20 protein-coding genes are annotated in these 22298 nt (G+C 40.6%); 18 read left to right on the top strand and 2 right to left on the bottom strand.

The genetic code is table 11. The annotated features are described in order from the left end of the window. Window positions 1-117 precede the first annotated feature (117 nt). The 4 genes from ACYP5M_RS04960 (at window position 118) to ACYP5M_RS04945 (ending at window position 4256) form a co-directional block, all read left to right on the top strand. On the top strand, window positions 118-1566 hold the full coding sequence (locus ACYP5M_RS04960; protein ID WP_402937268.1) for a sensor histidine kinase: 1449 nt from the start codon (window positions 118-120) through the stop codon (window positions 1564-1566). Next, window positions 1563-2249, top strand: coding sequence for a response regulator transcription factor (locus ACYP5M_RS04955; RefSeq protein ID WP_434167062.1), 687 nt, complete (start codon window positions 1563-1565; stop codon window positions 2247-2249). Before ACYP5M_RS04960 ends, ACYP5M_RS04955 begins: the two co-directional genes overlap by 4 nt. 270 nt (window positions 2250-2519) lie before the next feature. Continuing rightward, window positions 2520-3221 carry an ankyrin repeat domain-containing protein gene (locus tag ACYP5M_RS04950; protein WP_434167061.1) on the top strand — a complete coding sequence of 234 codons (702 nt, stop codon included), beginning with the start codon at window positions 2520-2522 and terminating at the stop codon, window positions 3219-3221. A gap of 75 nt (window positions 3222-3296) precedes the next feature. Next, window positions 3297-4256, top strand: a complete 960-nt coding sequence (locus tag ACYP5M_RS04945; RefSeq protein ID WP_101225053.1) for a DUF4822 domain-containing protein — start codon at window positions 3297-3299, stop codon at window positions 4254-4256. A gap of 72 nt (window positions 4257-4328) precedes the next feature. Here the strand turns inward: ACYP5M_RS04945 and ACYP5M_RS04940 are convergent, their stop codons facing one another. Further along, window positions 4329-5294 carry a methyl-accepting chemotaxis protein gene (locus tag ACYP5M_RS04940; protein ID WP_459734734.1) on the bottom strand — a complete coding sequence of 322 codons (966 nt, stop codon included), beginning with the start codon at window positions 5292-5294 and terminating at the stop codon, window positions 4329-4331. Window positions 5295-5343: 49 nt separating this feature from the next. Further along, on the bottom strand, window positions 5344-6066 hold the full coding sequence (locus ACYP5M_RS04935) for a hypothetical protein (protein ID WP_459734733.1): 723 nt from the start codon (window positions 6064-6066) through the stop codon (window positions 5344-5346). Window positions 6067-6922: 856 nt separating this feature from the next. Here ACYP5M_RS04935 and ACYP5M_RS04930 point away from each other — a divergent pair. The 14 genes from ACYP5M_RS04930 (at window position 6923) to ACYP5M_RS04865 (ending at window position 22286) form a co-directional block, all read left to right on the top strand. Further along, window positions 6923-7951 (top strand): TRAP transporter substrate-binding protein, encoded by a 1029-nt coding sequence (locus ACYP5M_RS04930; RefSeq protein ID WP_459734732.1) that lies wholly within the window; start codon window positions 6923-6925, stop codon window positions 7949-7951. Window positions 7952-7987: 36 nt separating this feature from the next. After that, window positions 7988-8560, top strand: a complete 573-nt coding sequence (locus tag ACYP5M_RS04925; protein ID WP_434167058.1) for a TRAP transporter small permease — start codon at window positions 7988-7990, stop codon at window positions 8558-8560. Beyond that, a complete protein-coding gene (locus ACYP5M_RS04920; RefSeq protein ID WP_101225474.1) occupies window positions 8557-9834 on the top strand; it encodes a TRAP transporter large permease in 1278 nt (425 codons plus the stop codon). Before ACYP5M_RS04925 ends, ACYP5M_RS04920 begins: the two co-directional genes overlap by 4 nt. A 60-nt stretch (window positions 9835-9894) precedes the next feature. Beyond that, window positions 9895-10938 (top strand): TRAP transporter substrate-binding protein, encoded by a 1044-nt coding sequence (locus tag ACYP5M_RS04915; RefSeq protein ID WP_230175860.1) that lies wholly within the window; start codon window positions 9895-9897, stop codon window positions 10936-10938. A 24-nt stretch (window positions 10939-10962) separates the two neighbouring features. Next, complete coding sequence (locus tag ACYP5M_RS04910) at window positions 10963-12213, top strand: nickel pincer cofactor-dependent isomerase, group 22 (RefSeq protein ID WP_459734731.1); 1251 nt, start codon at window positions 10963-10965, stop codon at window positions 12211-12213. Window positions 12214-12277: 64 nt separating this feature from the next. After that, the gene (locus tag ACYP5M_RS04905) at window positions 12278-14482 is read left to right on the top strand and encodes a dihydroxy-acid dehydratase domain-containing protein (RefSeq protein ID WP_459734730.1); all 2205 of its coding nucleotides are present in this window, start codon (window positions 12278-12280) and stop codon (window positions 14480-14482) included. A 63-nt stretch (window positions 14483-14545) separates the two neighbouring features. Beyond that, a complete protein-coding gene (locus ACYP5M_RS04900) occupies window positions 14546-15313 on the top strand; it encodes an IclR family transcriptional regulator (protein WP_101225470.1) in 768 nt (255 codons plus the stop codon). A gap of 31 nt (window positions 15314-15344) precedes the next feature. Further along, window positions 15345-16232: a fumarylacetoacetate hydrolase family protein gene (locus tag ACYP5M_RS04895; RefSeq protein ID WP_101225469.1), complete on the top strand. Its 888-nt coding sequence runs from the start codon at window positions 15345-15347 to the stop codon at window positions 16230-16232. 11 nt (window positions 16233-16243) lie between these two features. Next, window positions 16244-16543, top strand: coding sequence for a UxaA family hydrolase (locus ACYP5M_RS04890; RefSeq protein WP_230175863.1), 300 nt, complete (start codon window positions 16244-16246; stop codon window positions 16541-16543). 4 nt (window positions 16544-16547) lie between these two features. After that, a complete protein-coding gene (locus ACYP5M_RS04885) occupies window positions 16548-17705 on the top strand; it encodes a UxaA family hydrolase (RefSeq protein ID WP_459734901.1) in 1158 nt (385 codons plus the stop codon). Between the two features lie 22 nt (window positions 17706-17727). Further along, window positions 17728-19197 (top strand): alpha-ketoglutaric semialdehyde dehydrogenase GucD, encoded by a 1470-nt coding sequence (gene gucD, locus ACYP5M_RS04880; protein WP_275732616.1) that lies wholly within the window; start codon window positions 17728-17730, stop codon window positions 19195-19197. Window positions 19198-19264: 67 nt separating this feature from the next. After that, window positions 19265-20413, top strand: coding sequence for a galactonate dehydratase (gene dgoD / locus ACYP5M_RS04875; protein ID WP_230175865.1), 1149 nt, complete (start codon window positions 19265-19267; stop codon window positions 20411-20413). Window positions 20414-20430: 17 nt separating this feature from the next. Continuing rightward, the gene (locus ACYP5M_RS04870) at window positions 20431-21342 is read left to right on the top strand and encodes a dihydrodipicolinate synthase family protein (protein ID WP_434167055.1); all 912 of its coding nucleotides are present in this window, start codon (window positions 20431-20433) and stop codon (window positions 21340-21342) included. Further along, window positions 21339-22286, top strand: a complete 948-nt coding sequence (locus ACYP5M_RS04865; RefSeq protein ID WP_230175867.1) for a U32 family peptidase — start codon at window positions 21339-21341, stop codon at window positions 22284-22286. The genes ACYP5M_RS04870 and ACYP5M_RS04865 overlap by 4 nt, the downstream gene beginning before the upstream one ends. Window positions 22287-22298: the final 12 nt, after the last annotated feature.

Here is a 22298-nt window from a genome sequence, read left to right as displayed (position 1 = left end):
ATGTTTTTTTTAGTACTAAAAAAAGTTATCGTGGGCAACATTTTTTTATGCAAGAACAGCAGATAAACAACTTTTCTATAAATGAGTAAACGAAAGATCGAAGCGGGGTGAAAATATTTGTCAATTAAAATGAGATTTCTGTTGTCCTACGTTGGCGTAATCCTTATTTCCATCACTTTGTTTTTAACAGCTGGATTTTTACTTATTTTTGCGATAACAGGTGATGTAAAAGCGATAGAACATTTATACAAAAAATCTTATCTCCAAAAACCTTTGACTGCAGTAGAGGAAAGTGTGTTTCTCGATTTAAAGCTTTTGGCAAAAAATAACCCTGAGCAGCTGCTAAATGAAGAACAGCTGAAGAAGATTGAACATGGAGATATTAAGATTGTCGTTAGAAAAGGTAAAAACATTGATTATGCGTCCCAAACACTAGATAAGCCAGGCTTGATACAATCACTTCCCAAGTTCGAAGAAACGAATATCAATACGCGGGACACAATCAAAATGAAAGACTTTTTTTTCACTTATGTGAAGTTTGATTTTTATTTTTCAGATAAAAGTGAAGGAAGTATTTTTGTATTGAGAAAGGCAAGTTCATATGCCGAGCTGACTCGAGAGCTCTTTCCCATTTTATTCGCTCTATTGTTATTACTGTTTGTAATGATTATTGGACTATTAAATTATTTAGTTTCACGTAGCATCATCAAACCGATCTCAATTCTTAAAGAAGGCGCAGAGCGGATAAAATCAGGAGATTTAAACTTTGAAATCAAGGCGACTTCGAATGATGAAATCGGGCAATTGAATAGAGCTTTTGAGGAAATGAGAAAAAAGTTAAAAGAGTCCGTAAACATTCAGCTTCAGTATGAGGAAAATCGCAAAGAGCTTCTCTCTAATATTTCCCATGACTTGAAAACACCGATCACTTCGATTATGGGGTATGTTGAGGGGATTAAAGACGGAGTAGCAAACACCCCACAGAAAATGGACAAGTATTTATCGACTGTATACCTAAAAGCAAGAGATATGGATTCATTGATAGATGAATTATTTTTATTTTCCAAGTTGGATTTGAAAAAAGAACCATTCACTTTTGAAACGGTCAGGTTAGATAAGTATTTAAAAGACTACGTAGAAGAACTTCAACTGGATTTACTTCAACTAGGGATCCAGATTGAACTTCATCAGGTGAATAAGCCGATATACGTGACAGCTGATAGAGAGAAACTGAAACGCGTATTGGCCAACCTGATCAGCAATTGTGTAAAGTATATGAATAAAGATGAAAAACACATTTCCATTTCTCTGCATGAAGGACTATATGATGTTGTTGTACAAGTAACTGATAATGGCTATGGAATAGAATCTTCTGCTTTGCCTTATATATTTAACCGCTTTTATCGTGCTGAGGAATCTAGAAATTCCCGGACAGGTGGAAGTGGTTTAGGACTTGCGATTGCAAAAAAAATTATCGGCGAGCATGGTGGAGATATTTGGGCTACTAGCGAGATAGGAAAAGGTACAAGTGTCTTTTTTTCCATAAAGAAAGGTGAGGAAATGTGAAAAAGATATTACTTATTGAAGACGAAGTCAGTATTGCTGAATTGCAAAGGGACTATTTGGAAATTAATGATTTTAGTGTCGATATTCAACATACTGGTGATGCAGGTCTCCAACAGGCCCTTCAAGGAAATTATCATTTAATCATTTTGGATATCATGCTTCCAGGGTTGAATGGATTTGAGATATGCAAACAAATACGTGCTGTCATGAATATCCCGATTTTGCTTGTATCCGCCAAAAAGGAAGATATTGATAAAATTCGGGGGCTTGGTCTAGGGGCAGATGATTATATTACAAAGCCATTTAGTCCAAGTGAACTAGTTGCAAGAGTGAAAGCGCATATAGCGCGGTATGAACGTTTATCAGGAAGTCACCCCAAATCTAATTCAATCTATGTTCATGGGATTTCAATAGATAAGTCAGCGCGCAGAGTTCACATAAACGGAGAAGTGGTGCCGTTTACAACAAAGGAATTCGATACTTTGGTGTTTTTTGTCATGCATCCGAATCAAGTATTAAGCAAAGAGCAGCTTTATGAAAATATTTGGGGATTGGAATCGGCTGCGGATGTTTCGACTGTCACCGTCCATATCAGGAAACTACGTGAAAAAATTGAAAGAAATCCTGCACATCCTAAATTTTTGGAAACCGTTTGGGGAGCAGGGTATCGCTTTAATGTTTAAATAGCATGTTAAGGACCCGTCACGAAGTGGCGGTTTTTTTTATAAACATTAAGAAATTTTATTAATAAGTTAATCATTATTTAAGAGATTGTTTAGAGGGAGTTTAAGGTTAAGCATTAACATAATGAAGACGGAATAAGTAAGCAACTAAAAATAAAAGGGAGAAAAAAACATCATGAAACCTAAAGAACATGTCAATTTGCTACATAAGAATGACGGGAAATCCATTTGCGGCTGTGAAGTACAAACAGGGAAAGGATGGTGTGTTTCATGTGGAGATGGCTAACGATTGTCATCGGAAGCCTTTTCATCCTTCAAGGCTGTGTCTTGGATAATGAAGTAGAGCTAAATAAACAAGAAAAGGAGACAGGAAAGGGAATGAATGTACAATTTATTCAAGCCGTAGAACGTAAAGAAACGGAAAGAATAAGAAGCTTGATTGAGCAAGGTGCAGAAATAAATACACAGGACTCGGAAGGGCGAACCGCCACAATGATTGCGACTTATAACAATGATGTAGAGACGGCAAAAATCCTTATTGAAGCGGGTGCAGACGTCAACATTCAGGATGACATGAAAAATAGCCCCTTCTTGTATGCCGGTGCTGAAGGTTATGTAGATATACTTAAACTTGCGATTGAAGCGGGTGCAGACCCCTCTATAACCAACCGTTATGGTGGAACGGCTTTAATCCCTGCTTCGGAACATGGTTATGTTGAGGTTATTAAAGAACTTCTTACTAAAACTGATATTGATGTGAATCATGTGAATGATCTCGGTTGGACCGCTTTGCTAGAAGCAATCATTTTGAATGATGGAGATGGAAAACAGCAGCAAACAGTTCAATTGCTAATAGATCATGGGGCAGATGTCAACATCCCCGATAATAACAGTATGACACCTTTACAACATGCCCGCGAGAAAGGGTTTAAGGAAATCGAACAAATTTTACTTAAGGCAGGAGCAAAATAACCAGATCGCTATACTTTTAATTTGTAATATCAATTGCACTACAAAAAAAACACAATATGATGAGGAGACGAAAAAATGAATAAAAAAGCAATAATTTCATCAGCTATACTACTTGGGATAACGTTGGCAATAACAGGATGTAACACAAACGCACAAGAAAATAAAAGCGCTCAGAAGCAGGAACAAACTGCAAAACAGAGTAAACAAGAAAAAAAGTTAACCGCAGGAGAGGAAATGACTAAAATTCTTACTAGCACGAATTGGCAAGGAACAAAAGTTTATGATAAAAATAATAATGACTTAACAAAGGAGAATGCAAGCTTCATTGGTCTAGCTAAATATGATGATGAAGCATCGAGATATGAATTTTTTGATAAAAATACTAAAAAAAGTCGAGGTGATAAAGGAACTTTCTTTATCACGAATGGGAAGATTAGAGTGTTAATTTCAGAATCAATGGGTTACCAAGCCGTTGTTGAAATAACTGAACTGAATAAGGATATGTTTACTTATAAAAGAATGGGCAAAGATGCAAAAGGTAACGAAGTAGAAGTGTTTGTCGATCATATTCCCTATACTGAAACAGAACTTTCCTTTACTGATCCAGACAAAAATTTGGAAACTTATACAGGAGATGTAGTTACAGACGTTGATGGAGACAAAGTTTTATCAAGCACCACATGGAAAGGTACAGTGGCATTGGATGAAAAGGGAAATGATGTATCAAGCTATAACTCGAATTATTTAGGTCTGGCAAAATATGATGATAAAACAAATAAGTATGAATTTTTTGATGCTAAAACCGGTGAAAGCCGTGGTGATTACGGCTATTACGATGTTGTTCATGGAAATAAGATTAGAGCCCATGTTTCACAAGGGGAAAATAAGTATGGTGCAGTTCTTGAACTTACGGAGCTTAATGAAAATAAATTCACTTATAAACGAATCGGTAAAGATAAAGAGGGCAAAGATATAACGATAACAGTTGAACATATACCTTATGAAGGTGATTTGAAGCTAAAATCAACTAAGTAAATAAAAAAAGGGATTTTGCATTAATAGCAAAATCCCTTTCTTGATATAGTAATAGAATGTAGTTCAATTTTTTTACGCGTTAAACTGTTCAACAGATGTTTCCAGGTCATTAGCGAGCCTTACCATCGAAGAGGTGGAGAAGGAGATGTCCTCCATGGATTTCGCTTGTTGATCGGTTGATTGGGCAACTTGCTTTGAAGCCACTGCCGTTTCCCTTGTTAACCCTGCAAAATCTTCTATCGAAGCATTGATTTCTTGAGAACTTGCTGCCATTTGCTCTGTAATGGCGGATATTTCTTGAATCTGATCACTAACATGCTCAAAGGATTTTATGGTCTGTTTAAATGTTTCTCTTGTATTCAGGACAAATTTTGTCCCTTCCTCTACCTCTTTAGTACCGGTTTCCATCATTTTCACTGATTCATTTATGATGGATTTAAAATGAAGTAGGGACTCTTGTATATTGATTGCAGATTCCTTGGTGCCTACTGCCAATTTCCGTACTTCGTTCGATACCACCGCAAAACCTTTACCCTGTTCACCGGCTCTAGCAGCTTCAATGGCCGCATTTAATGACAGCAGGTTGGTTTGCTCGGCAATTCCCGTAATTAAATGTACAATATTCACAATTTCATTTGCTTGTTCGTCCAATTTCTTTATTTCTGAACTTGTTTGCAGCATAACATCTTTTACTTGCAGAATTTGATTTGAGAGTTCATTTATATCTTTATTTCCGATGGACATTCTAGCTGAAACATGATTTGTCTGTTCGCTGACTTCAGAAGAAGCTTCGGCAATTTTTTGTATCCCTATGGTCATTTCCTCGATGACCCTTGATGATTCTTCACTTCTGTGCAATTGTACTTCCGCAGCCCCTGCAACTTGCTGAATGCCTTTAACAATATGTTGTGTGGAAGTATCCATTTCTTTGATTTTGTGTTCGATATCACTTGATGATTCCAATAGCTGGTATGATGAGTTTTTCATGGAGTTGACAATAATGGTTGTATTGGTGATCATTTCTTCAAAGGATTTCACTAAAACCTTTATTTCGTCGTTTCCTTTAACCCTTGTGTTGCTAATCAGTTTATTGGCTGATAATTAATTTTCCATTTGAGATTTCCTTTGCAGCCATGCTGACCTTGAGAAGGGGGCTTAACTTTCTAGTCAAGAACCATATTAATGCACCTACAACGATTGCCATTAAGATTACATTGATTATTATCATCAGGGGAAGGATGCCACCCAGTACTTTGCCGGTCGTAGCATCGACTTTACTGGCATCAATATCCACCCCTAGTATTCCAATGACCTCGTCCCCTTTCTTTATGGGAACAAAAACGGATAAATAGTCACCATATTCAGGATCATGAACGATGGAAGTGGTAGAAACCTTTCCCTTCATGACGCTTTCTACATCCTGATATGAAGTTACGGTTGTGGGGGTTGAAATGGGAGATGCTTTTTTATCTTCCTTACCCATTCCATCTATAAGAATATGGACTTTTTCGCTACTTTCGTCAATCCCCAATGTATAGACATATAATGCTCCAGTTTTTTGTTTATAATCGTCTAACTGTTCGCGTATCTCCCAATATGTAGAGGTTTCGGATTGATTACTTAAAAAATCGGCATAATATGTTGGATTTATTCCTTGAGCGATGTTGCTTGCGATGTCTAAGCTGCTCATAGCGATTGTTTTCTCAACCGTATCATTTGTACTTTTATACATCAATAGTAAACTTCCAATTAATGTAATGGCCATACCTGTTAAAAGAACAAAACCTATTTTCGTACTGAGTTTATTCATCTTTGTTTATTCCTTCCCCGTGTTATATATTAACCATGTTTTATATATCGGTAATAATTGAATATATTTAATGAGCCTTTAAAAGCTTCGGGTATAGTTTTTTTTCCCTTTAGTCTTTAACCTGTTGGAGAGAGGTTCATAATGAAATGATCTCAATATAAATAATGGATTGTAACTTTTCAAAAGAGAAAAAAGTATAAATCTTTATACAAGGAAAATAACTTCTGTATGAAAGACACGGGTTAAAATATACAAACGATTACCACTTTGATGAAACGCAAGGTCAAAAAAGAAAAAAGTTCTTAAAGACAGTTTTTTCAGAAGGAAAAACAAAATTCCAAACTTAAAAGCTCAATAAAGGAGAGGAATGTATTATAAGGGAAACCTATAGTTATGTTCGATTCTCTATTCTATAAATATCTTAGTATTGAAAAATTCATCTTTCCCATTCTGATTCTATAAATCTTGACTGAAAAGGATATGATTAATAAATGTTGATTCTCTAAATATTAATTAGTGAAAAATAGAGGTTTTGTTAAATTGTTATAAAATTCAAAAAATGGTTTGACATTAGTAAAATTGGAAGCTTATAATCAACGTAAGATTTCAAATTTAAAAACCGAGTTTTATAATGTAGAACAAATTAACCTTCATGTTATTAAAAGTAATTGTTTAAAATGTCATGAATCAACTTGAAACGCAACTAGAAGTGAAGTGTTTTCCTTACTCCGAATAAAACAAAACGGAGTTTTATAATATAAAACAATTTAACTTTGGCTTATACAAGGGTGAGGAGAAGTTCTTAAAATCAGTCATAAATGATAACGCTTACAAAAAACTTTTGGGAGGGTTTTTATTGAAAAAAAGAATGCCTTTTGTATTCTCCACAAGCTTAACTCTTGCAGCAGCTTTACTTTTATCAGGATGTGGTGGAGGTGAGGGTGAAAAAGCCAGTGGATCTGGCGTTGAAAAGAAAACGATAAAAGTGGCGAATTATTTTGCTGAAAATCACCCTCAAAACATTGCCTTGAGAGAAAAATTTGAAAAAATAGTAGAAAAAGAGAGTAATGGTGAACTAGAGGTTCGGATTTATGCGAACAGTACTTTAGGTGCAGAAAAAGAATTTTATGACGGCGTCAGAAACGGAACGATTGAAATGGGTGTTCCAGGACTAATTATGCAGTCGGACATTCCGAAAATGGGTGTTCCGGAATGGCCCTTCCTATTTCGGGATTACGATCATGTAAAGAAGGTATTGAATGGACCTATCGGAGAAGAATTGACAGAAGAACTTGATCCAAAGCATGGAGTGACACCGCTCGCATGGAGTGCAAATGGATTTAGGATGTTTTCGAGTAATCGTCCAATTAAGAGTATGAAAGATTTTGATGGACTTCGACTCAGAATGCCGAACATTCCGAATTACATAAAACTAGGTGAATCATTGGAGGCAAATGTTAGTCCATTACCAATTTCAGAAGTTTTTACCGCACTTGAACAAAAGGTAGTGGATGCTCAAGATAATCCCATTGCCACGTTGAGATCCTCGGGGTGGAATGAAGTTCAAAGTGATGTACTAGAATCCAAGCATATGTTCAGCCCCAATATTTACATTATCAATAGCAAATTCTATAAAGGGCTGACAAAGGAGCAACAAACCATCATTCAAAAAGCAGCAAAAGAGTCGGCAGCATATGAGTTTGATTTGATGGAAAAAAGTTATGAAGATGACAAAGCATATCTTAAGGATAATGGAATCAAATTCACTAAGCCTGACGAAGATTTTGCACAAAAAATGTTAAAAGCATCTCAACCTGTTTATGATGAAGTTTTTGAGGAAAATGACTGGGCGGAAGAGCTTGTAGGAAAAATAAAAGCAGAATGAAGCAGGCGCTTTAGATAGGAAGGGGGAGATGTATAGGTGAAAAAAATTTCCAAAACCCTAGAAAATTCGTTGAACATTATTATGGCAGCAGCTTTAGCAATTATGGTCGTACTCGTGTTTGGTAATGTAGTACTTCGTTATTTCTTTAATTCAGGGATTACTTGGTCAGAAGAAATGTCAAGGTATCTCTTTATTTGGTTGACGTTCCTCGGCGCCATCGGAGCTTTCAAAAACAAAGAACACTTAGGTGTCGACATGGTCATCAAACGGCTCCCGAATAAGATGAAAAAAGTGGTTCTTGTTATTAGTGATTTGATGATGTTATTCGTTCTTCTCCTGATCCTGGATGGCAGCTGGAAAATGACATTGATAAACATTGATAGTACTGCACCAGCCACAGGCATGCCACTGGCATTTGTATATGGGACAGGTATTCTTGTGAGTGTTTCAATGGGCAGCATGATCATTTTCAATTTATATCGGATTTTCTTCAATAAAATTAAAGACGAAGAATTGGTGATGATAAGTGAGTCAGAAGAGCTAATTTCTCTCCATACTGATGAATTTGCTTCAGATATTAGGATTGTCAAGGAGGAGAAACAGGGATGATAGGTGTATTTGTCGGATCTTTACTGGGAGCCATGGGACTTGGAATACCTATTGCCTTTGCCTTACTTGTGAGTAGTGTAGTGTTAATGTATTTCCTTGGTATTTTTGATAGTCAAATAATCGCACAAAATCTAATCAGTGGCGCTGATAACTTCCCTCTAATGGCCATACCGTTCTTTATGCTTGCAGGAGAGGCGATGAATAGGGGCGGATTATCACGGCGTATCGTTGAGATGGCAATGAACTTGGTTGGCCATATCAAGGGAGGCCTTGGCTATGTTGCGATCATTGCGAGTGTGTTGTTTGCAAGTTTATCAGGATCTGCCGTTGCCGATACAGCAGCGCTTGGGGCTATATTAATTCCAATGATGGTGAAGTCAGGGTATGATGTGAACCGGTCAAGTGGGTTGATTGCATCCGGTGGTATCATTGCCCCGATCATTCCGCCAAGTATTGGCTTTATCATTTTCGGTGTCGCAAGTGGAGTGTCCATTACAAAGCTGTTTATGGCAGGAATCGTTCCTGGTATTTTACTAGCGGTTGGACTAACGGTTACCTGGGCCATTGTTGCACGAAAAGATAAAGTCGCCGTTAACCCCCGAGCTTCAACAAAAGAAATTCTTACTTCTCTTCGTCAAGGAGTTTGGGCTCTATTCCTGCCCATCATTATCATTGGTGGATTGAAATTCGGTTTATTCACACCGACTGAAGCGGCAGTGGTGGCTGCAGTCTACGCCATATTTGTCGGTCTTGTAATCTACCGAGAAATGAAAATGAAAGATTTGTATGAGGTCTTTGTTCATGCAGGAAAAATGACGAGTGTTGTCATGTTTCTGGTCGCCGCGGCACTCGTGTCATCCTGGCTGATAACGGTAGCCGATTTACCTGGTCAGGTGATTGGATTGCTGGAGCCATTTATGGATCATCCATTCCTTCTATTAATAATGATAAACTTATTGGTCATCGTAGTTGGAACTGCTATGGATATGACGCCGACAATCCTTATTCTAACACCTGTATTGATGCCATTGGTGGTCGCTGCAGGTATTGATCCAGTTTACTTTGGTGTCCTGTTTATCCTGAATAACGCCATCGGTTTACTTACACCACCGGTCGGAACCGTATTAAATGTCATGTGCGGCATAAGTAAAATCAGTATGGAAGATATCATGAAGGGGATTTGGCCTTTCTTGCTCGTGGAAGTAATTGTATTGATCTTGTTGATTCTGTTCCCTTCCTTAGTGCTGGTTCCTCTAGGATGGTTTACCTCCTAACGGAATTAAACTAGTAATTCGGTTTGTATGCTGATATTCATCTTAATTAATAGGAGGAAAATGATAATGAATAATCTGTTCAAGCGTTTGGCGGTGGGGGTTTTACTGCCAGCCGTATTGCTATTAAGTGCTTGCGGAAACCAAAATGAAAGCGCTTCAGCTGACGGTATTCAAAAAAGAACAATCAAAGCAGGAATCGGGAATAGTAAAATGCATCCACAAGGGCAAGGAATGGAGAAATTTAAAGAACTGGTTGAAGAAAAAAGCGGGGGAAAAATGAAGGTCCAAAACTTTTTTGATGCCACCCTCGGGGATGATCAGAAAATGACAGAAGCACTTCAAGGTGGTTTACAGGAAGTAACTGTTCCTTCAACCTCTCCACTTGTGGGAATGATTAAGGAATTTGGAATTTATGACTTCCCGTTTGTCTTTAATAATGAAGAAGAAGCTTATTCCGTACTTGATGGTGCAATAGGCAAAAAACTTTTGGATAAATTACCGGAACATGATTTAGTAGGTCTGGGATATTGGGAAAATGGTTTCCGAAACTTAACCAACAGTAAACACCCTGTTAAAACGGTTGAGGATTTCAAAGGCCTTAAAATTCGTACCATGCAAAATGAAGTGCATTTAGATGCTTTTTCAAAGTTGGGTGCTAATCCATCGCCGATGGCCTTCTCTGAAGTATTTACTGCACTGGAAACCGGCACTGTTGATGGGCAGGAGAACCCACTCGCAACAATTCAAACGCAAAAATATAATGAAGTGCAAGACTACTTAAGTCTTACAAATCATGTTTATACACCATTTGTATTCCTTGTAAGTAAAAAGTTCTGGGACGACCTATCAGAAGAAGAGCAAAAAATCATGAGTGAGGCCGCACAAGAGGCTGGAAAGTATCAACGGGAAGTTAACCAAAAAGAAAATGAAAAGGCACTTAAGTATCTAAAAGAAGAAGGAATGAAAATCAATGAAGTAGAGCCGGAAGAAATGGAAAAAATGAAGAAAGCCATCCAACCAGTGACGGACGAATATGCCCAGAAATTCGGGCCGGATCTTGTAGAGGAAATGATGAGCGAAGTTGAAAAAGTACGCGGTAAATAATCCAGACTGTTTGGAGGATAGAAAATGGATATTATCTCTGAACTTTTACGTGAAATCCAATTACCGAAAATGGTCAAAGTGAGGCAGAAGTTTCTTACACCTCATATAGCTGATGTAGCTGGTGAGGTGAAGAAGACGATAAAAGAAGCAGGTGTCTTATCAAGAATAAATGAAGATGACAGGGTGGCAATTGCAGTAGGAAGCAGAGGGGTGGCGGACCTTCCTACTATTGTAAGAGAAACGGTGGCTGCCGTTAAGGAGGCTGGCGGTAATCCTTTTATAGTCCCTGCAATGGGAAGCCATGGGGGTGCTACAGGGGATGGACAAATTGATGTGTTGCTTCAACTGGGTATTTCAGAAGAATCGGTTGGAGCGTCAATACTGTCATCGATGGAAGTTATTAAACTGGATGAATTGCCAAATGGGCTCCCTGTCTATATTGATAAGTTTGCATATGAATCAGATAAAATCATTGTCATTAATCGGATAAAACCACATACGGCATTTCGCGGACCAGTTGAAAGCGGACTAATGAAAATGATTACAATCGGTTTAGGCAAGCAAAAGGGAGCCGAAGCTGCACATGCATACAGCTTTAAGTATATGGCGGAACATGTCCCTGAAATGGCAAAAATTTCTTTAGCGAAAGCTCCTATCATATTTGGTCTTGCGACTATTGAAAATGCCTATGATAAACCAGCGAAAATCGTCGCAGTCCCAGCAGAGGAATTGGAGGAAGTGGAACCGGGACTATTGCTTGAAGCAAAATCATTGATGCCAAGAATCCATTTCGATTCGATCGACGTACTTATTGTAAATGAACTCGGAAAGGATATTTCAGGGGATGGAATGGATCCGAATATTACGGGTAACTTCGCCACTCCATATGCTACCGGTGGGCCAGAGGTTAAACGGACCGTTGTACTTGGACTTACTGAAAAAACTCACGGTAATGCAAACGGCATCGGCATGGCTGATATGACGACGAAGGCCGTCATGAATGAAATCGAATGGGAAAAAGGCTATGCCAATGCACTCACAAGCACAGTGACAGATGTAGTAAAGCTCCCGATGTTTTTAGATACGCAGGAATTAGCTGTTAAAGCTGCTATCAAAACGTGCAATGCCTTCAATTTGAATAAAGTGAGAGTCGTAAGAATAAAAAATACGCTTGAAATCGGTGAAATTTGGATTTCTGAAAGCATGATGGAAGAAGCTTTAAAAAACAAAAATTTAGAAATCCTGTCAGAACCAGAAGAATTGGCACTAGACTAAAAACCTTGGTTAATATTTTTAGAGAATGGAAGAATTCATTTGAAATCAGAAAAGGAGTGCTGAAATGACACACCTATATCCACTAATTGATAACGGGATAAACCCTTACCGCGATAATGTACAGGGAAAAGCAAATGAACCCATTACGGTTGCAGGTTTGTTGGACCGTTCGAAGCTGACGCTTGGCTCCACATATGAAGGGGGCAAGCCTGATTGGACGCTTGAAGAAATTTATATGCGGCTAGAGAGGAATGCCCCGCGTATCGCAATAATCGGTGGTTCGTCCGATCATCCGGCCCATATAATGGATTACCAAACGTCAGCACGGGCAGCAATCCGCATTTGGCAAAACGGCGGTGTGCCGTTTCATTTCTCGACACCGGTGATGTGTGATGGCACTGCGCAAAACAATCAAGGGATGAGTTACTCTCTCCAGAGCCGAAACGCGGTTGCACAAATGGTTGTCAACCAGCTAGAAGCTCACAGTTATCATGGTGCATTCGTAATTCAAGGGTGTGATAAGCAGCCTCTTGGTGTTGTAAGTGCACTCGCACATGTTGATCGTGTTCGCCGAAACCGTGGTGAAGCACCCTTTTTCGCAACATTCGCACCTGCTCACGTATTGGAAGGCGGTTCGATTCCAGCTGACGTGATTGAAGAATTGGAAACTCTTGCGAAAAAAGCGGAAAGTAAGGGAGCTACTGATGTAGCCGTTGATTTACGAGATACGATGGCATATATATTGCAATGTTCATCGAATACTGCATTTCAGGGTGTATTTGAACGGGCCTATGAACGAGGAATATTGACGAAGGAACAGCATAAATACTTTGAAATGAGACTTGCTGTTGCAACATGTGACGGGCAGGGAGGTGTATGTGCCTTTAATGGTACGGGGAATAGTTCACGTCATTTAGTGGCAGGCATGGGTCTCGTTCATCCAGCAGTGGAGCTGTTGACCGATCCACCAACACAACGCCAGATTAATTCGGTGCTTGATAGCTTTGCCGGCATGATAAACGAAGAGCGCTACGGCGTGGCCAACATTGTCGCTGCGAACATAAAAAATGCAATCCGTATTCACAGCGCTTCGGGTGGTTCTACTAACTTAATGATGCATATTGTTGCAGGCATGCTTTATGCAGGATACAAATTCAGTTTATGGGACCTTGACCGCATTCATCATTCACATCCAATTCCTGACTTATTTGATTACAGTTTGACAGAAGGAAGGGACATTTATTCACTTGCGATGCAGTGTTGCAGCGGGAACAGCAGAGGAATGGAAACACTTTTTCATGAACTTATTGAGAATGGTGTACCAATGGATCAGGATGCGCCGACTGTCGCAGCAAAAACCTGGAAAGAACGACTTTCGATCACAAGTAGCCTAAAAGCGGTTAATGTAAAAGAAAATCAGGTCATTTTATCCAATCCACGCCGTGGATTCAGCGGTGTTGATGTATTAAAAGGAAACTTCTTTGAAAGCGCCGTTGTAAAAATCAGCGGTATGCCGACACCACAGCTTGACCAATTCGATGATAAGCTTGCATTTGTCCTTTATTACGAAAATGAAGATGATGCAAATAAAAGCCTGCTCGATTCAAATCTGCTTTCAAAAATAAAAGAGCAAAAGCTTTTCGAACATAATCTATTGCTAGAATCTCTTAAATACAACAATGAGCCGGAATGGTCTCTTCTAAAAACCGCTACCTATGGGGAGCTATTTGACAGGATGGTTGAAGCAGGCACATTGAAAATTGCGGTTATTATCTCAGGGCAGGGGCCAGTGGCATTCGGAATGCCTGAAATGTTTACACCAATGCAACACATCAATGCAAATCGTGTTATGAAAAAAATCGCTACAATCATTAGCGATGGCCGCTATTCAGGAGTCACATATGGTGCTGCCATAGGACATATGACACCGGAAGCGTATGAAGGTGGCGGCATTGGTTTACTTAAATCAGGGGATGTAATTCACCTTCAGCTTCGTGAACGACGGATTGATTTTGTAGATTCTACTCAACTTCATTCTGGAAAGGTTATTCATGATTTTGCGGATCATTTTAAAGAAGAAAGACAATCATTGGCAGCTGAACGCAAGCAGCGGATGAAAGTTAGACAAAAAATGGTTGCGGCTAGCAACAGGATGTTTGGACATACAGATGCAGCAAATGGTGTTGTTCCAATCGCTGTCATTGAGGATGCGGTGCTTGATTATGAACAAGATATTGTAATCCAGGAAAAAAAAGTAGAAATAAAGTGAGGTATGCTCGTCGTAAATCCGATAAGATAAAGGTAGACAGAATGATAAAAGGAGTGAGGAACGATGCCTATCATCCAATCGGTGGAGCGTGCCTTGAAAATATTGGATTTATTTGATGAGCGTGAGCGTGAACTAACTATAACAGAGATAAGCAAACGAATGAATTTACATAAAAGTACGGTTCATTCACTATTAAAAACCTTACAGGAGCATCACTATATTTCACAAGGCGAAGAAAATGGAAAATACTCGCTAGGATTAAAGCTATTGGAGAGGGGAAGCGTTGTCGTGACCCATCTCGATTTGCGCAATGTGGCAAGAAAACATCTTGAATGGCTTTCAGCAACAACGAATTTGACGCTGCACCTTGTCATATTAGACGGGCAGGAAGGTGTCTATGTCGATAAAGTGGAGGGCACTGGGGTAACGGTCCTCTATTCCCGTATTGGCCGGCGTGTTCCGATTCATACGAGTGCAGTTGGCAAATCTCTTGTTGCAACCAAAACGGATAGTGAACTGGATTTACTCTTGGACGGCTATGATTATACAGGACCGACCGATAGATCGATTAGATCCAAGGACCAATTTTTAGCGGAAATCGAAAAAGCACGCATTAATGGATATTCAATGGATAATGAAGAAAACGAACCGGGCATTTTCTGTCTGGCAGTACCGATAAAAGATTATTCAGGCAAGGTAATCGCTGCAATGAGTGTATCGATGCCTGCTTCTAAAGTAAATGAAGAAACACATGAGTATTATGTACGTCTCTTAAAGGAATGCAGCAGTAAAATTTCGCAGGAGCTCGGCTATGAATATCAAAAAATATAAATGAGGCCTGCCAATTAGGAGGAACTAGAAAATGAGAATTATTCGCTATGTAAAAGAAAGTAAAAAACAACTTGCTGCCGTGACAAACGAAAACAATGTGGTGGACCTTCCATTTACGGATTTTATGTCGTTGATTACAACGGCACGTCATGATAACAGAACAGCGTTTGATATTGTAAAACAAATTGCCGCCGAAGGGGAACTGCAGCCACTGGAAGGTCTTCAATTAACAACTCCTATCGACGCACCTGAAGTATGGGCATCTGGCGTTACCTATAAAAAAAGCAAGGAAGCACGTAACTACGAAGCTACGCAAGGAAAGCTGGACCGCCAAACATTCTATGACAAAGTTTATGATGCAGTGCGTCCTGAGATTTTCTTTAAATCGACTGCAGCAAGAACTGTGGGCCCGAATGATCCGGTATACTTGCGTTCAGATTCAAAATGGCAAATTCCTGAGCCGGAGCTTGGTCTGGTCATCGATAAAGAGGGAACGGTACTCGGATATATCGCGGGTAATGACATGAGCTGCCGAGATATTGAAGGTGAAAATCCGCTTTATCTTCCACAGGCAAAGGTATGGAAAAATTCTTGCTCCATTGGACCGGCAATATTGTTAAAAGAGGCTGTTACGGATCCATATGAGCTTAAAATCATGTGCCGTATTTATCGAAATGAAGAAAAAGTATTTGAAGGTGAAGCGAAAGTAAACCAACTGAAACGAAAATTGGAAGAGCTTGTCGACTATTTAGTCTTAGATAATACTGTTTTTGACGGATCAGTTTTACTTACTGGTACATGTGTGGTTCCGCCAAATGAATTTACATTGAAAGGCGATGACCGAATTGAAATCGAAATACCAGGGATTGGAGTATTGAACAACCCGGTTATCCAAAGTAAAGCAGTTCAAACAATTTAAGGGGTGACAAAATGAGCGAATATAAAACACTTTACTTAAGTGCGAAAGATAGTGTAGCTGTCGCTTTATCCGAAATCCCTGAAAACACATCAGTAGTTGTGAAGAAAGGCATGGAAGAACTTGTCGTATCCATTCTTGAACCGATTCGTTTTGGACATAAGTTCGCAGTCAAAGCCATCGAACAAGGAGCAGACATAATTAAATATGGGGAAGTCATAGGTGCAGCCTCAGCTTTTATTCCCGCTGGTGCACATGTTCATGTACACAATTTAGAAGGTAAAAGAGGAAGGGGTGACAAAATTGCTGAATGAAAAAATGCAGTTTTGGGGCTACCGCCGTCCGGATGGACGCGTCGGTGTCCGGAATCATGTACTGATTTTGCCAACGATAACATGCGCAACACAAACAGCGCAGCGAGTAACAGAGCTGGTGAGCGGAACCGTCACATTCATTCATCAGCATGGCTGTGCGCAAGTGGGCTCTGATTATGATCAAACGGCCCGAACCTATGCGGGAATGGGCATGAATCCAAATGTATATGGTGTCATAGTACTCGGACTTGGCTGTGAAACACATCAGGCGCACCGTATTGGAGATGAAATTGCCAAATGTGGTAAACCAGTGGAAACGGTATCGATTCAGGAACATGGCGGCACTCTTCAAACCATTGCCGAAGTAGCTAAAATTGCGGTCAAAATGGTCCAGGATGCCTCGATGGTGCAGCGGGAATTATGTGATTTTAGCGAGCTGATTGTCGGCACAGAATGCGGTGGGTCGGATGCATGCTCCGGCTTATCGGCTAACCCGGCAGTCGGACGTACAAGCGATTTGGTTGTTCAGCAGGGGGGAACCGCAATATTAGCGGAAACGACTGAACTCATCGGTGCGGAGCATTTGATCGCTAAACGGGCGGTAAACGATCAGGTAGCCAAAAAAGCTTATGCGGTTATTAAAATGATGGAGGACCGCTCGATACAAATGGGCGTAGATATCCGCACCGGAAATCCGAGTCCGGGAAACATTGAGGGAGGTCTCAGCTCACTCGAGGAAAAATCACTGGGGGCAGCGACAAAATCAGGCACAACCAGACTTGAAGAGGTCGTTGATTATGCCCAGGTGCCCACAAAAAAAGGGCTCGTATGGATGGATACGCCTGGCCACGACATTGAGCAATTGACGGGAATGGTCGCAGGCGGTGCCCAAATCGTTCTCTTTACAAGTGGAAGAGGCACGCCGACGGGTTCTCCTATTTCACCCGTCATAAAAATCTCGACTAATACACCAATGTTTGACAGGATGAATGAAAATATGGATTTAAATGCTGGTACGATTGTCGATGGTTTAGAAACCGTTGATGAAGTGGGCAGGCGCATCATGGAAGAAATTCAACATGTTTCAAACGGAAAACTAACAAAAGCGGAGATATTAAAGCAGCATGACTTTGGTATATGGAGAATTGGACCGACATTCTAAAACGAAAAAGGAGCTAAAGACTATGATATCAACTACATTTGCAACGAAAACATATAAAAATTTCATTAATAATGAGTGGGTGAATGCATCTTCTGGAAATACAATCGAAAGCATTAATCCTGCGGACAAAGAACCGGTTGGTTATGTTCAAAGCTCAACGGTAGATGACTTGAACAAGGCTGTAGCTTCTGCGCATAAAGCAAAGAGGGATTGGCGTAGGATCGGGCAGTCTGCACGTGGACAAATCCTTTTCAAAACGGCCAATATATTGGAAGAAAATCTAGATGAAATTGCCGAAACGATGACTCGCGAAATGGGTAAAACGTTACCTGAAGCAAAAGGTGAAACGGCACGGGGGGTTGCAATTCTGCGTTACTATGCTGGGGAAGGGATGCGGAAAGACGGCGATGTTATTCCATCATCCGATAAAGATGCCCTAATGTTTACGAAACGTAGCCCACTTGGTGTTGTCGGGATAATCACGCCATGGAACTTCCCGGTTGCAATTCCCATCTGGAAAATGGCTCCTGCTCTTGTATATGGCAACTCAATCGTATGGAAACCGGCTACGGAGGGAGCCGTTACTGCAGCGAAAGTGATGGAATGCTTCACAAAAGCAGGCTTCCCGGAGGGCGTAGTGAACTTCATTACCGGTAAGGGGTCGATCATCGGTCAAGGACTCATAGATCATCCGCTTTTAAATGCGATCACATTTACCGGTTCTGAAAGTGTCGGTCAGAGCGTCGCAAAATCAGCTTCCGCACGCGGCATAAAATATCAGCTTGAAATGGGTGGCAAGAACCCAGTCATCGTAACGAAAGATGCAAACATCGACCAAGCTGTCGAGGCGGTCATCAGCGGTGGATTTCGTTCTTCCGGCCAGAAATGCACAGCTTCAAGTCGTGTAGTCGTTGAATCGTCCGTCTATGATGAATTCAAACAAAAACTGGTAAAGGCAGCAGCGGAAATTACAGTAGGCAACGGTCTTCAAGAGGGTATTTGGATGGGTCCGTGTGCAAGCGAAAGCCAGTTCAAAACGGTCACAGAGTACATTGAAAAAGGCAAGCAGGAAGGCGCAAAACTCATACATGGCGGGGAGATATTAACTGGCGGAGACTATGATAGGGGCTTTTTCATCACACCAGCGATTTTTGAAGACGTGACGTCCGAAATGGAGATTGCACAGGCAGAAATTTTTGGACCAGTTATCGCGCTTATGAAAGCAACCGATCTTGTCGAAGCGATTGACTTGGCAAATAATACGAAGTACGGATTGAGTGCATCAATCTTCACATCAAATATTAGCTCAATTTTGGAGTTCATTGATGAAATTGAAGCAGGTCTTGTCCGCATTAACGCAGAAAGCGCGGGCGTAGAGTTGCAAGCCCCATTCGGAGGCATGAAGGCATCAAGTACAGGTTCGCGAGAGCAAGGTGAAGCGGCGAAAGAATTTTATACAGCCATAAAAACGGTTTTTATTAAAGGTTCTTAACAAGTGCAAGGGAGGTTTCCATTTTTGAAAATCTCTCTTTCTTAAAAAAAACATTGCGAGGTGCTTGATGAAAATCATAAAAATTTCTTTATACAAAGTTCCGCCCCGCTGGCTGTTTTTAAAAATCGATACGGATGAAGGCATTTCTGGATGGGGAGAGCCTGTCGTGGAAGGCCGTGCTGAAACTGTTAAAGCAGCAGTTAACGAACTGACTGATTATTTGATCGGGAGAAATCCGAACGATATTGAAGATATCTGGCAAACGCTTTATCGAGGTGGATTTTATCGCGGGGGCCCAATTTTAATGAGCGCCATTTCCGGCATTGAGCAGGCACTATGGGATATAAAAGGAAAATACTTCGATATTCCTGTATACCAAATGCTCGGCGGCAAAGCACGTCAAAAAATTAAAGTCTACTCATGGGTCGGAGGAGATAGACCGGTGGATGTAGTTGCTGCCGCAATAGAAAAACAGAAAGAAGGCTTCCTTGCTGTCAAAATGAACGCATCAGAAGAAATGAATTACATAGATAGCTTTTCGAAAGTAGAAGCGGTCATCGAACGCGTTGCTTCAATCAGGGAAGCGGTTGGCAAGGACTTTGGGATCGGTGTGGATTTTCACGGGAGGATTCATAAAACGATGGCAAAGGTGATTGTGAAAGAACTCGAACCATACCGTCCAATGTTCATTGAAGAACCGGTGCTCCCGGAAAACAATGAAGCACTTCGTGAGATTGCCTGGCATACAACGTGTCCGATTGCGACGGGAGAGAGAATGTATACGCGTTGGGGCTTTAAGCAGCTACTACAAGATGGTTATGTCGATATAATTCAGCCGGATCTGTCTCATACAGGTGGTATTTTAGAAGGGAAAAAAATTGCCGCAATGGCAGAAGCGTATGATGTAGCAATTGCGCCGCACTGCCCGCTCGGTCCGATGACTCTTGCTTCATCCATTCATTTGGACGCAACGACACCGAATTTCATTATTCAGGAGCAAAGCCTTGGTATTCATTACAACGAAGGCATGGACATTCTCGATTATATGAAAAATCCAGAATTATTCGATTATGAAAATGGCTATGTGAACATTCCGGATAAACCGGGTCTTGGAGTGGAAATTGATGAAGAAAAAGTGAAGCAGGCAGCAGAGACCGGACATAATTGGAAAAACCCAATTTGGCGTAATGAAGACGGGAGTATCGCTGAATGGTAATAAAAGGAGGAAAAATAATGGACTTTCATGGCATCGTTCCACCGGTAGTCACCTTATTTGATGAAACGGGGAACTTGGATTTGGAGTTGAACAGAAGGTATATCGACCTATTAATCTCACGGAATATTGACGGTATTTTGTTGATGGGTAGTTCAGGTGAGTTCTCCTCACTTACGACTGAAGAAAGGAAATTATATGTACGCGAAATGTTAAAGCACATTAACGGAAGAGTGCCAGTTATGGTCGGAGTCGGGCATACCGTATTAAAAGAGGTGCATGAACTGACTTCTTATGCAGAAGAGCATGGAGCGAACGGCGTTCTTGTAGTAAACCCATATTACTGGAAGCTGTCTGACGAGCAATTATATCGACATTTTTCCAGCGTAGCGAATCATACTAATCTGCAAGTTTTCATTTATAACATCCCGCTCTTGACCGGACAAAATTTATCAATCGAATTGATTAAAAAATTAGCCCAAGATCATCCCAACATAGCAGGTATTAAAGAGACGGTCAGTGATTTCGGGCACCTTCGTCAAGTGCTCGCGGAAGTGAAGAAAGTTCGCAGTGATTTCAAAGTCTTCTCCGCGTTTGACGAGCATTTGCTTCCGGCTCAAATGATTGGTGCAGCTGGAAGCATTAATGGAAGCGCTGTCTTTGCCCCGGAAATATCCGTACATTTATATGAATCGTATCATAAAGGGGATCTCGCTGAAGCCCAGAAAAATCATCAAGTGATTTCAAAACTGATGGATGTGTACAATTACGGTCCGACATTTTTTACAGCCATGAAAGAAGCTGTTCATCAGCGCTGGTTTGACGTTGCGGCTGGACACCGTGCCCCATGCGATGTATACCCTGCTGATTTGAGTGACAAAGTAGCTGCTCTCTTAAAAAATATAGATATGAAAGAAGGCGTCCAAAAATGAAAGAATCACGCGACTTGCTCGAACAATTAGGCTACCCATCTACTGATCTTAAAGAACTTCCTACATCAACGAAAACATTTCCGGATGGAGCTCAATACCGCATTGAACTACCAAGTGTAGAAGGTCCAGCTGCCCTAAAAGAAACATTGAAAGAAATTGACCGACTCGGTTTGACTATTCACCGGATATCCCAGGGCAGCGGCATCATGCTTCAAACGGATGAAGAAATTAAAGAAATGTGTGAAATGACAGCAGAGCGCGGCATGGAGCTCAGTTTGTTTGTCGGTCCCAGGGGTTCATGGGATGTCAGTGCGGGACCGCTTACGCCAGGAGGTAAATCTCAGGGAATCCGCCATGAAGGATCGGACCAGCTTGTTTATGCGATGGAAGACTTGAAAAGAGGAGCTGCACTTGGTCTTCGCGGTGCGTTAGTTGCGGATGAAGGACTCCTACTTTTAACGAAAGAAATGAAAAAATACGGACAGCTTCCGGAAGACTTTGTTGTTAAAGTATCGGTTCAAATGGGTTCAGCCAATCCAGTATCCGTTAAATTAATGGAAGACATCGGAGCGGATACCTACAACGTGCCACCTGCATTAACGCTGTCTAAACTTGCAGCGATTCGACAATCAATAAACATTCCAATTGATTTATATGTTGAAGTTCCGGATACCTTTGGAGGCTTTCTTCGCTATTATGAAATACCGGAAATTATCCGTGTATTGGCGCCTGTATACATTAAATTTGGTTTGCGTAATCATCCTGATGTATACCCTTCAGGGAAACAATGGGAAAGTACGAACATCTCACTCGCTCAAGAACGTGTACGCCGTGCCGCAATTGGTATTCAAATGATCGAACGATACTATCCTGAAGCAAAAACATCGAAACTTGGTGCAGAAGGGCTCGGTATTGCAAAAATTGAAAAGGCAGCAGCGAAATAGATGTCTGGTATT

Source organism: Peribacillus sp. N1 (assembly GCF_054600815.1).
This window is presented reverse-complemented; position numbering and strand designations above follow the sequence as displayed.

Excerpts from the sequence above, each read along its gene's own strand:
- ACYP5M_RS04950 (WP_434167061.1), top strand. The coding sequence starts at position 2,520 with ATGTGGAGATGGCTAACGATTGTCATCGGAAGCCTTTTCATCCTTCAA.
- ACYP5M_RS04870 (WP_434167055.1), top strand. The coding sequence starts at position 20,431 with ATGGACTTTCATGGCATCGTTCCACCGGTAGTCACCTTATTTGATGAA.
- ACYP5M_RS04900 (WP_101225470.1), top strand. The coding sequence starts at position 14,546 with ATGCCTATCATCCAATCGGTGGAGCGTGCCTTGAAAATATTGGATTTA.
- ACYP5M_RS04935 (WP_459734733.1), bottom strand. The coding sequence starts at position 6,066 with ATGAATAAACTCAGTACGAAAATAGGTTTTGTTCTTTTAACAGGTATG.
- ACYP5M_RS04945 (WP_101225053.1), top strand. The coding sequence starts at position 3,297 with ATGAATAAAAAAGCAATAATTTCATCAGCTATACTACTTGGGATAACG.
- ACYP5M_RS04910 (WP_459734731.1), top strand. The coding sequence starts at position 10,963 with ATGGATATTATCTCTGAACTTTTACGTGAAATCCAATTACCGAAAATG.
- ACYP5M_RS04915 (WP_230175860.1), top strand. The coding sequence starts at position 9,895 with ATGATAATGAATAATCTGTTCAAGCGTTTGGCGGTGGGGGTTTTACTG.
- gucD (WP_275732616.1), top strand. The coding sequence starts at position 17,728 with ATGATATCAACTACATTTGCAACGAAAACATATAAAAATTTCATTAAT.
- ACYP5M_RS04895 (WP_101225469.1), top strand. The coding sequence starts at position 15,345 with ATGAGAATTATTCGCTATGTAAAAGAAAGTAAAAAACAACTTGCTGCC.
- dgoD (WP_230175865.1), top strand. The coding sequence starts at position 19,265 with ATGAAAATCATAAAAATTTCTTTATACAAAGTTCCGCCCCGCTGGCTG.
- ACYP5M_RS04865 (WP_230175867.1), top strand. The coding sequence starts at position 21,339 with ATGAAAGAATCACGCGACTTGCTCGAACAATTAGGCTACCCATCTACT.
- ACYP5M_RS04920 (WP_101225474.1), top strand. The coding sequence starts at position 8,557 with ATGATAGGTGTATTTGTCGGATCTTTACTGGGAGCCATGGGACTTGGA.
- ACYP5M_RS04905 (WP_459734730.1), top strand. The coding sequence starts at position 12,278 with ATGACACACCTATATCCACTAATTGATAACGGGATAAACCCTTACCGC.
- ACYP5M_RS04885 (WP_459734901.1), top strand. The coding sequence starts at position 16,548 with ATGCAGTTTTGGGGCTACCGCCGTCCGGATGGACGCGTCGGTGTCCGG.
- ACYP5M_RS04890 (WP_230175863.1), top strand. The coding sequence starts at position 16,244 with ATGAGCGAATATAAAACACTTTACTTAAGTGCGAAAGATAGTGTAGCT.